Raw genomic sequence first — 9,702 nt, forward strand, 5'->3', positions numbered from 1 at the left:
GTTGCTTCATGCAATTGATCCGCCGCTTGGTTTCGTTTCGAGTGTCCAATCCGATTCTGTCAGGCCTCTGTCAGGCTTTTGTATGGATGTTTATCGGAGCATTAATCCTCTCCTTTTTTCTCTGGGTGAGCGGAATGCGGGAACAGGACCTCTCGTTGTATACTTATGTTGTTCATGGCTTGTCGTTATTGGTTGGTGGTTTTGTGGCAGGCAAACGTTCTGGTGAAAAAGGATGGTACTACGGAGGAATTACCGGAATCGTATATGGACTACTCGTGCTATTAATCGGATTTCTCGCGCTTGATGCTTCGTTTAATTGGAAAGATAGTTTGCAACTGCTCAGCGCTTTCTTCATTTCAGCTCTCGGTGGCATGTTCGGCGTTAATACGCATCGTTCCTAGCTAACTAGATAAGAATATCGACCTTCCCTCATAAAAACAAAAAAAGAGAACCGGGTCTCCAGGAGATCCGGTTCTCTGCTAGGGAATACGCCACATAAACGCACCCTCGTTATTCTATGTTACAGTAACTATTCAACAGCCGTATCACGAGTTACAGCACTGCTGATTGCATTACGATCAAACGTCAGTTTAGTTACATCGTTTACACGCAATACAACTACATCATCCGTAATCTCAGCGATTGTACCGTGAAGGCCACCAATCGTTACAATTTTATCGCCCTTTTTCAATTGGCTCAGCATGGAATTCCGTTGCTTTTGCTTTTTGTTCTGTGGACGAATCATCAAGAAGTAGAAGATCGCAACCATGAGTACCAACGGTACGATCAAAGATACAATGCCTCCGCCCGCTTGTGTTCCTGCTAGAGTCATTCCCTGAAACATTCAAACTCCCCCTTATCGACTATACGTACAGATATTGCTTGTTACGCCGGTTTCCTCAAAAACTCAATCAGAAACCTTTGTCATTGTCATGAAGACCATATTGATCGAAAAATTCATCCCGGAAATCAAGCAAACGATCTTCCATAATGGCTTTACGTACGTTACGCATCAAATTCTGCAAGAAATGAAGATTATGGATCGTTGTCAAACGCAGGCCAAATGTTTCATCTGCTTTGATCAAATGACGCAGATAAGCTCTAGAATAGTTACGACAAGTGTAGCAATCACACTCTGGGTCAAGAGGCCCAAAATCAGTTGCAAACTTGGCATTGCGAACTACCAGACGTCCTTGGCTGGTCATCGTTGTTCCGTTACGGGCAATCCGAGTAGGCAGAACACAATCGAACATGTCCACTCCACGAATGGATCCCTCAATCAACGCATCGGGCGAACCTACCCCCATCAAATAACGTGGTTTATTGGTTGGCAACAAAGGTAATGTATAATCCAATACTCCATACATCAAATGTTTCGGTTCTCCAACACTCAGTCCACCAATAGCATACCCCGGGAAATCCATGGAAGTCAAATCTGCGGCGCTCTGACGGCGAAGATCTTCATGCATGCCTCCCTGTACGATGGCAAACAGACCTTGATCATGCGGACGAGCGTGACTTTCCAGACAACGTTCTGCCCAGCGGCTCGTTCTTTCGAGTGATTTTTTGACATATTCATATTCGGCCGGATACGGTGGACATTCATCAAACGCCATCATAATATCGGAGCCAAGTGCATTCTGGATTTCCATGGCCACTTCAGGAGAAAGGAACTTCTTGTCTCCATTCAGGTGGGAGCGGAAGTTAACGCCTTCTTCCGTAATTTTGCGCATCTCGCTGAGCGAGAACACTTGGAATCCGCCGCTGTCCGTCAGAATTGGACGATCCCAGTTCATGAACTTGTGCAATCCGCCAGCTTCACGAATAATTTCATGTCCTGGTCTCAGAAACAGGTGATAGGTATTACTCAAAATAATCTGAGCATCCATGGCTTTTAACTCTTCAGGGCTCATTGTTTTAACGGTCGCCTGTGTACCTACAGGCATAAAGGTCGGTGTCTCAATAACACCATGAGGTGTATGCACACGTCCAAGACGTGCGCCGGATTGTTTGCAAGTTTTGATATGTTCATACGTAATTGCTGCCATTGGTTTTAATCATCCTCTAAAAGTTAATCGTTATTATACTAATATATCAACATGGCATCGCCGAAGCTGAAGAATCGGTATTGCTCTTGAATGGCTTCCTCATATGCCTGCATAATATGTTCCCTGCCTGCAAGTGCACTAACCAGCATAACCAACGTGGATTTTGGAAGATGAAAATTCGTAAGCATCCCATCGATCACTTTGAAGGAGTATCCTGGATAGATAAAAATACTTGTCCATCCGCTGCTAGCTTGCAGTATTCCATCTTCAAACTTGCTGCCCACTGTTTCCAGAGTCCGGCAACTTGTTGTACCGACTGCAAAAACACGATGACCGCTCTCTTTGGTCTGGTTAATTAGATCTGCTGTTTCTTGCGATAAGGAGTAATACTCCTCATGCATGACATGATCTTCTACAACGTCTACCGACATCGGTCTGAACGTCCCCAGTCCTACATGAAGCGTAATGAAAGCGACATTAACGCCCTTGGCACGAATCTGATCCAACAATTCATCCGTAAAATGTAGTCCCGCTGTGGGTGCAGCCGCCGATCCTTCATGCTTTGCATACACGGTTTGATACCGTTCGCGGTCATCCAATGTCTCTTTAATATAAGGTGGCAACGGCATCTCACCCAGACGGTCCAGAATCTCCTGGAAGATTCCATCATACGTAAACGTAAGTGTACGTGCCCCCATCTCGCCTTCTTCCTCAATGGTCGCCTTCAGTTCATCGCCAAATACGATAACCGAACCAGCTTTCAGCTTTTTACCCGGCTTAACCAGTGCTTCCCACTTGTCGCCTTCCACATTTTTAAGCAATAACACTTCCGCTTTTGCTCCGGTATCTTCCTTTGTACCAAAAAGACGGGCTGGAAGAACGCGTGTATCATTCAGAATCAATGTATCGCCAGACTCCAGAAAATCGATAATATCAGGAAACGTTTGATGTTTAATCTCACCACTATCTTTGTTCAAGGTAAGCAAACGGGAAGCCGTGCGATCAAGCAACGGCGTCTGTGCTATCAATTGCTCTGGTAATTCAAAATCATATAAGTTCACATTCATTTTAGTTTCATTCCTTAACAATAGTCGCATTTTGATAATAGTGTTTCAATATTGCCTGGTAATCATACCCTTCATCTGCCATGCCTTTGGCACCCCATTGGGACAAGCCCAACCCGTGACCATTGCCCTGACCGATAAACATGAAGTTTTGACCCTGCGTTACCGCTCTCGCTTGACCATCACCACTCATTACTACAAGCGCATTACCGGATGATGAGCCTGTACCCGAGGCAGACATTACAGCAGCACCATTAGAACCGGTTTTACTGGCTGTTTTGCCGTCAGCGCCTAATACAGTATAACTTCCGGTCCCTGCAATATCAAATAAAGTGCTCGGTAATCCACCAAGCGCAGAACGGTAGGTATCAGCATATTTCACCGTCATAGCCTGTCCGTTGGCAGTGACTTCAAGTGCTCTTCCGGAAGGTCCACGCTTGGTTACTTCCAAGGTTGAGATTGAAGCAGGAACAGACGCTGTCGTTTTACCCTGAAGGGATTTAACCAATTGTGCAGATGTGAATGGTCCTCTCACCCAAGCATAGTCGTTGGATTGAGCCACTTTTGCCAGCACAACAGCTTCATTGCCTGGATTCATTTTGGCGACAGGTTCCACGGTGGACTGAATTAACGGAACAGGACGTACATTAGTGTTTTGAGCCGTTACCGTCACTTTTGCCAGACCCGCATTGGTCTTGGTTGTTAATTCTTTGATGTTATCCTCACGAATGTACCCGCTAACGCCTGAACTGAGCAGCACATGGTACCACGTATGTAATCCTGCCTGGGCTGATGCATCCCCCGAGCTAACTACATTGGTGAACACACCTGCTCCGCCGTTCCATACTTCAGAAGGGTGAGCCGTCTGGCCGCCCGCATTGGAGGAGAACACAGCTTCGATGATTTTACCACCGCTCTTGACCACTTCTCCAGCAGTTGCATCCACTGCGCTGGTTACTTTGTCGTTCTCCGAACCAATCCCGTTGTAGGCTTGGCTGAGTGTCGTATCCACGACATTGGCAATTTTGAAACGCTCACCCTGTTGAAGCGCGTAAGAACGAGCAGCTACAGCTTGAACTTTCAGAGCCTCAGCAGGCCAGGAGGAATATACCTCTGCCCCTACGACAGAGTACAGATATTGCTCCAGTGGAACGACATTGACCAACGCCAGATCACCGCTCACGATGCTGATTTCCATATCTCCACGATACGTTCGCTGGGAACGTTCCACTACTTTGATGCCATTGCTATTCCCATGTACCAATGCTTTGGAATCAGTACCGGCAATCGTGTAATGCGGAGCTGTTTTGAGTGCATCCGTACTTAATCCCGCATCCTGACGGATGATGAGCCCTGCACTGTTGTTAACAGGTGAAAGGCTTACCCCTGGAGCTTTGGCCTCCACACTTTTCTTCAATGTGGATAATTCCGCTTCTGTTGCAGCTTCACCTATCCATACCGCATATGCTTGGCTTCCTCCACTCAGTTGAAGGACTGGATAAGCACTACTAACTCCTGTTGATAAAAGGTTCGCTTGTGCTGCCTCTGCTTCTTGAATCGAACCATATGTTCCAGCAGACAGGCGCTTACTTCCGGTCACAGTTGGCTTTTGACCAGCCAATTGAGCTGCTGCTACCTTTTGTACCCGTGTAACAGCTTGTCCAGCCAGTGCCTCTGTTGCGTAATTGCCTGTGTAGAGCTGGTAGATGGCATTTCCATTCACAGACATTGTAAACAACAACGGCTTATCCGCGGTTGCCTGCAACAATTTTGCTGCTGCAGATGCTGCCTTGAAGTCCGCTGTTTCCAACACTTTCACTCTGAATCCATCTGCACTGAAACGGACCTGTCCAGCCGGAAGACTTACATTTGCACCACTTTCCGATTGGATACTCCATTGTCCCGTCGATTCAATTGTAATGAGGGGTGTAGTTGATTTATACGTACTGCCCAGATTTGCAAACATGGCTACCCGGATTGTCTGTCCATCATTACCTGCTGCATACGCAGGCACTTGAAGACAACCCACTGTCAAAAGAGCTGCCGCCAGTACCTTCAATCGACGACTCCACTTCTTCGTTCGTATTGCTTTTCCCACATTCAGACTCCTCTCCATGCATTTCCTTCACTTTATATCGGGTTAACACGTAATTATTTCAATGTGTATGGTTAATGTTCAAATCGTGAATGTTCAATAGTCTCGATTATTTCCCGTCTCTTGGTGGAACAGGCAGACCCAAATGATGATAGGCGAGATCTGTTACGATCCTGCCCCTTGGTGTACGCTGAATCATACCAATCTGAAGCAGATACGGTTCATAAACATCCTCGATCGTCTGGCTTTCTTCACCGATCGTAGCAGCAATGGTATCCAACCCTACCGGGCCTCCCCGGAAGCTGTTGATCATCGATTTAAGCATCTTATGATCAATCTCATCCAGGCCACGCGGATCTATCTGGAGACGTTGCAGCGCTTCTTCCGCCAGTGTCTGTGTTATAATTCCATCCCCGCGCACTTGTGCAAAGTCGCGTACGCGTTTTAGTAAACGGTTCGCGATCCTCGGTGTCCCACGTGAGCGCAATGCAATCTCTTGCGCAGCATCTCCCACAATCTCCACACCCAAAATTTCGGTAGAGCGTGAGACGATATAAGCCAGCTCATCAACCGTATAGAATTCCAAGCGACTGATAACACCAAACCGGTCTCGAAGTGGAGCAGACAGCAAGCCAGCGCGCGTTGTAGCCCCAATCAGAGTGAATGGCGGCAGATCCAGCCGAACAGAACGTGCACTTGGACCTTTACCAATCATAATATCCAATGCCGAATCTTCCATAGCAGGGTACATGACTTCTTCAACGGTACGATGCAAACGATGGATCTCGTCAATAAACAGGACATCGCCTTCCTGCAGATTGGTTAACAGTGCTGCAAGATCGCCCGGGCGTTCAATGGCCGGGCCTGACGTAGTTCGTAAATTAACGCCCAACTCGTTGGCAATAATATTGGCAAGTGTTGTTTTACCCAGTCCAGGTGGTCCATATAACAAAACGTGATCCAATGCCTCATTACGAAATTTGGCAGCTTCAATATATATCTTTAAATTTTCCTTCACCTGATTTTGTCCGATATATTCATTCAGATACCGGGGACGAAGACTCAACTCAACATTTTGGTCCTCCATCATCAGGTTCGCGGAAATAATCCGATCATCCATGTTCATCCCTACCTTTTTTTGCAGGCTACAGCTATATTATAATATGCAAATTGTATTATCCCGTAAACAGCATTTGCAGCGCCTTTTTCATCAACACATCTACAGAATCCGCTGTAGTAACATCCTTTTTCAATTTAAGCCATACTTTATCAAGTTCACTGTCAGTATACCCAAGTGCCTTGAGACCTTCGCGTGCCTCATCCCAAGCTGAACCACTTCCCGACTCTTCCGATGGAGGAGCGAACAAACCTGTTGCATACGCTGCCGCGCCAAAACTATCCAGCTTATCCTTGAGATCCAGGATCATGCGTTGCGCAGTCTTCTTGCCGATACCCGGTAATTTGGTCAAGAACGTCAAATTCTCTTGGTAAATCGCCGTAACCACATGTTCTGGCGTGCCTCCAGCGAGTATGCCCAGAGCCACTTTTGGACCAATACCAGATACTTCGATCAGTTTACGGAACAAACGCTGTTCATCCCGTGTAACAAATCCAAACAGCAACATCGCATCCTCACGCACATGATGATGGGTGTACACTGTAATTTCGCCTTCTTGCTTAGCGAACGCATACGGATTCGGGCAGAATACGCGATACCCCACACCATGAACATCCAGCACAATATAATCATTCTCTACATGAATGAACTGTCCTCTTAGAAAATCAATCATTTTCGCAATACCTCATTCAACTTGGAATTTAATGTATAAGAGTGTGCGTGGCACACGGCTACAGCCAACGCATCCGCTACGTCATCCGGTTTAGGAATGACTTGAAGACGCAAGAACATTTTGACCATCTCCTGTACTTGCTTCTTCTCCGCCTTACCGTACCCAACGACGGCCTGCTTGATCTGCATTGGTGTATACTCTGCAATAGGCAAACCCTTCTGTGCCGCAGCGAGTACCATGACTCCTCTAGCCTGACTGACAGACATCGCTGTTGTAACGTTCCGATTGAAAAAAAGTTTCTCCAACGCTACTGCGTCCGGTTTGTATTTATCAATTAATTGCACCATACCTTCATATACGTGAAGCAACCTTTCCTCTTCAGGAGTATGAGCTTCCGTCTGAATACATCCATATTGTACGGGTACCACCTTACTGCCGATTTTATCCACAAAACCAAAACCAACAATCGCAATCCCCGGGTCAATTCCCAAAAAGCGCAAAACCATCTCTCCCTCACAAAAGCGAACATATGTATCGTTCATTTCATTATAACAAAAGATAGACCCTGCGGCAGGAAAAACTTTGTCTAACCCATTACTCGTCTTTATTCGTGATTTTTTTCATGTTTATTCGTATTTTCGTGTACTTCGGTACAAACGACAAAAAGGACATCTCTTCGATGTCCTTCACCACATTAAAAGTATTTTGGTTTCTATCGCTTAGTTTCGCAAAACACCAATGAGATTGGTCTTGCCCACCATCTTTTTAGTACTTCAGCCTCTTAACGTTGAAGTTAGGACAAGGGGATTATCCACCATTACGGATTAAATGATGATCTTCATCCACCGCATAGTCACTAAACGTAGAGATTACACTATCATACTCATCTTTGTCCTGAATCCGAATACCCTGCTGCAATTGCTCCAGCACTCCTTCAGGTAAAGAACTCTCTAACGTCCCAACATCCAGCTGAAAAAACGTACGAATAACCTTCTCTTCTGCAGGCTTACCCTCATACAAATTAAGGTTCCCTACAGCATCTATGCTGATATACGCCTGCTGTTTACAAAGCGGTGAAAGATCATCTACACGTTGCTTCAAATGCAACTCATCTGATGTTCCAACGGTAGCATCCCATTCCGGATGTTGAGCCAGCAGCATCTTCAACTGCGGTCTAGCCATCTTGCCTAACTGCTCTGTCTCCACTCCGCAGATGTACTGTGTTTCCAAAACCACACTCGTTAAATGATCCGGATCAGAATCAAGTTGCTCTACTAACGCCTGAATCTCCTGTTCAGATCTTGTTTCTTGCGTAACAGGTCCCATCACACTAGTTGCCTCACTGAAATTAGTTGTCAGCAAACGCTCAATCGCGGATGAGATAGACAACCCGCTGTAAGCCAATATCGTAACTGCAAGCAAAGCCGCCGTCATCCATACTGTTCGTTTCCATCGTCGCCAGCGTCTCTTGAATTGTTTCCTGAAGTTAAACGTGTTCACATGAACCCCTTCTATCACTTTTTAAACCTATTGTGACCTAAAGAACGAGGCTTTATGCACAACTAACTTGTCGTCTGAAGAGGGAACCCACATGTGTTCGGTTAAAGAACCTGTCATCGTAATACTGAAAATTACATTGAGTCTATAGAAGTTGGTAATGATAAATATAAAAAAAGTACTATCTAATTAAAGATAGTACTTTTTCGAGATCGGGATGACACGATTTGAACATGCGACCCCCTGGTCCCAAACCAGGTGCTCTACCAAGCTGAGCTACATCCCGTTATATATACCGGCGAGAGGACTCGAACCTCCACGGTTTCCCACTCGATTTTGAGTCGAGCGCGTCTGCCATTCCGCCACGCCGGCAAATTTGAAGTTATAATGGCGCGCCCTGAGAGATTCGAACTCCCGGCCTTTTGATTCGTAGTCAAACGCTCTATCCAGCTGAGCTAAGGGCGCAAATAATGGAGCGGAAGACGGGAATCGAACCCGCGACCCTCGCCTTGGCAAGGCGATGCTCTACCGCTGAGCCACTTCCGCATACGGTATTAATAAATTTAAAAATGGCGGAACCGACGGGATTCGAACCCGCGATCTCCTGCGTGACAGGCAGGCATGTTAGGCCAACTACACCACGGTTCCAGATCACTTTCTCAAAGGAAAGTATAATTGCGGGGGCAGGATTTGAACCTGCGGCCTTCGGGTTATGAGCCCGACGAGCTACCGGGCTGCTCCACCCCGCGTCGTTATAAAGTTACTATGGTGGAGGCTGAGGGGATCGAACCCCCGACCCTCTGCTTGTAAGGCAGATGCTCTCCCAGCTGAGCTAAGCCTCCATCTTATATGACCCGTAGGGGATTCGAACCCCTGTTACCTCCGTGAAAGGGAGGTGTCTTAACCCCTTGACCAACGGGCCTTAATGGCTCCCCGAACAGGGCTCGAACCTGTGACAACTCGATTAACAGTCGAGTGCTCTACCAACTGAGCTATCAGGGAATAATATGCATTTGCAGGGCAAATGCAATCCATCGTACAACGTCCACATGCAGAGCTTGTTTTCTATGTATGATGAAAGAGTTCGCTTGGCGGCGTCCTACTCTCCCAGGACCCTGCGGTCCAAGTACCATCGGCGCTAGAGGGCTTAACGGTCGTGTTCGGGATGGGTACGTGTGGAACCCCTCCGCCATCGCCACCAAACGCAT

General features: G+C 46.7%; 9 protein-coding genes, 9 tRNA genes and 1 rRNA gene. 1 reads left to right on the forward strand and 18 read right to left on the reverse strand.

All coding sequences use genetic code 11. The features are described 5' to 3' along the window. Positions 1–8: 8 nt before the first annotated feature. The gene (locus tag AB4111_RS18895; RefSeq protein WP_339237035.1) at positions 9–401 is read left to right on the forward strand and encodes a TIGR04086 family membrane protein; all 393 of its coding nucleotides are present in this window, start codon (positions 9–11) and stop codon (positions 399–401) included. 128 nt (positions 402–529) lie between these two features. On the opposite strand, the gene yajC is transcribed toward AB4111_RS18895, so the two are convergent. The 18 genes from yajC to rrf all read right to left on the reverse strand — a co-directional run bounded on the left by yajC (position 530) and on the right by rrf (position 9,697). Then, a complete protein-coding gene (yajC, locus tag AB4111_RS18900) occupies positions 530–844 on the reverse strand; it encodes a preprotein translocase subunit YajC (protein ID WP_339237038.1) in 315 nt (104 codons plus the stop codon). A gap of 67 nt (positions 845–911) precedes the next feature. Next, complete coding sequence (tgt, locus tag AB4111_RS18905) at positions 912–2,048, reverse strand: tRNA guanosine(34) transglycosylase Tgt (protein ID WP_253440252.1); 1,137 nt, start codon at positions 2,046–2,048, stop codon at positions 912–914. Positions 2,049–2,086: 38 nt separating this feature from the next. After that, entirely contained in the window at positions 2,087–3,115 is a 1,029-nt protein-coding gene (queA, locus tag AB4111_RS18910) for a tRNA preQ1(34) S-adenosylmethionine ribosyltransferase-isomerase QueA (protein WP_442032747.1), read from the reverse strand. 7 nt (positions 3,116–3,122) lie between these two features. Continuing rightward, the gene (locus tag AB4111_RS18915) at positions 3,123–5,210 is read right to left on the reverse strand and encodes a SpoIID/LytB domain-containing protein (protein ID WP_442032748.1); all 2,088 of its coding nucleotides are present in this window, start codon (positions 5,208–5,210) and stop codon (positions 3,123–3,125) included. A 106-nt stretch (positions 5,211–5,316) separates the two neighbouring features. Continuing rightward, positions 5,317–6,327: a Holliday junction branch migration DNA helicase RuvB gene (gene ruvB, locus AB4111_RS18920; RefSeq protein WP_091020485.1), complete on the reverse strand. Its 1,011-nt coding sequence runs from the start codon at positions 6,325–6,327 to the stop codon at positions 5,317–5,319. 55 nt (positions 6,328–6,382) lie between these two features. Then, positions 6,383–6,997 carry a Holliday junction branch migration protein RuvA gene (gene ruvA / locus AB4111_RS18925; RefSeq protein ID WP_442032749.1) on the reverse strand — a complete coding sequence of 205 codons (615 nt, stop codon included), beginning with the start codon at positions 6,995–6,997 and terminating at the stop codon, positions 6,383–6,385. After that, positions 6,994–7,497: a crossover junction endodeoxyribonuclease RuvC gene (gene ruvC, locus AB4111_RS18930; RefSeq protein WP_076252971.1), complete on the reverse strand. Its 504-nt coding sequence runs from the start codon at positions 7,495–7,497 to the stop codon at positions 6,994–6,996. Before ruvC ends, ruvA begins: the two co-directional genes overlap by 4 nt. A gap of 307 nt (positions 7,498–7,804) precedes the next feature. Next, the gene (locus AB4111_RS18935) at positions 7,805–8,497 is read right to left on the reverse strand and encodes a BofC C-terminal domain-containing protein (RefSeq protein ID WP_076320342.1); all 693 of its coding nucleotides are present in this window, start codon (positions 8,495–8,497) and stop codon (positions 7,805–7,807) included. Positions 8,498–8,706: 209 nt separating this feature from the next. Further along, a tRNA-Pro gene (locus tag AB4111_RS18940) sits at positions 8,707–8,780 on the reverse strand. 7 nt (positions 8,781–8,787) lie between these two features. After that, positions 8,788–8,866: transfer RNA gene (locus AB4111_RS18945), tRNA-Leu, on the reverse strand. 16 nt (positions 8,867–8,882) lie between these two features. After that, a tRNA-Arg gene (locus AB4111_RS18950) sits at positions 8,883–8,959 on the reverse strand. A gap of 6 nt (positions 8,960–8,965) precedes the next feature. Beyond that, positions 8,966–9,040, reverse strand: a tRNA-Gly gene (locus AB4111_RS18955). Positions 9,041–9,064: 24 nt separating this feature from the next. Beyond that, positions 9,065–9,142, reverse strand: a tRNA-Asp gene (locus AB4111_RS18960). Positions 9,143–9,169: 27 nt separating this feature from the next. Beyond that, positions 9,170–9,243 (reverse strand) — tRNA-Met (locus AB4111_RS18965). Positions 9,244–9,260: 17 nt separating this feature from the next. Beyond that, positions 9,261–9,336: transfer RNA gene (locus AB4111_RS18970), tRNA-Val, on the reverse strand. A gap of 8 nt (positions 9,337–9,344) precedes the next feature. After that, positions 9,345–9,416 (reverse strand) — tRNA-Glu (locus AB4111_RS18975). Positions 9,417–9,420: 4 nt separating this feature from the next. Then, positions 9,421–9,496 (reverse strand) — tRNA-Asn (locus AB4111_RS18980). Positions 9,497–9,580: 84 nt separating this feature from the next. After that, positions 9,581–9,697: ribosomal RNA gene (rrf, locus tag AB4111_RS18985) — 5S ribosomal RNA — on the reverse strand. Between the last annotated feature and the right edge of the window lie 5 nt (positions 9,698–9,702).

The organism is Paenibacillus sp. 2KB_22 (assembly GCF_052115745.1).
In the GTDB taxonomy this organism is placed as follows: Bacteria; Bacillota; Bacilli; order Paenibacillales; family Paenibacillaceae; genus Paenibacillus.